Genomic DNA, 609 nt, shown 5'->3' with positions numbered 1-609 from the left:
CACCACCGGCGATACCGGGGCCTCCACTACTGGCGGTACGGGCGCCAGCACCACCGGCGGTACGGGCGCCAGCACCACCGGCGGTACAGGCACCAGCACCACCGGCGGCACAGGCACCACCACTACTGGCGGCACAGGCACCACCACTACTGGCGGCACAGGAACCACCGCCACCGGCGGCACGGGCACCACCACCACCGGTGGCACCGGAACCACCACCACCGGCGGCACGGGCACCAGCACCACCGGCGGTACGGGCACTACCACCACCACCGGCGATACCGGGGCCTCCACTACTGGCGGTACCGGCACCAGCACCACCGGCGGTACTGGCAACACCACTACAGGCGGCACAGGAACCAGCAACACCGGCGGCACGGGCGCCAGCACCACCGGCGGCACAGGCACCACGACCACCGGCAGCACAGGCACCACCACTACCGGCGGCACGGGCACCAGCACCACCGGCGGCACAGGCACCACCACCACCGGCGATACCGGGGCCTCCACTACTGGCGGTACGGGCGCCAGCACCACCGGCGGTACGGGCACCAGCACCACCGGCAGCACCGGCACCACCACCACCGGCGGCGCGGGCACCGGCAGCAG

At 73.2% G+C, this 609-nt stretch carries 1 protein-coding gene; it reads right to left on the bottom strand.

Annotation, left to right across the window (positions count from 1 at the left end; genetic code table 11):
- On the bottom strand, positions 1-609 hold a 609-nt coding region (locus HWE04_RS24180; protein WP_241813922.1), incomplete at both ends, for a hypothetical protein.

The organism is Herbaspirillum sp. C7C2 (genome assembly GCF_022627865.1).
Taxonomy (GTDB): domain Bacteria; phylum Pseudomonadota; class Gammaproteobacteria; order Burkholderiales; family Burkholderiaceae_D; genus Herbaspirillum; species Herbaspirillum frisingense.
Note: the sequence above shows the minus strand (reverse complement) of the source record. Positions and strands in the feature narration are given on the sequence as shown.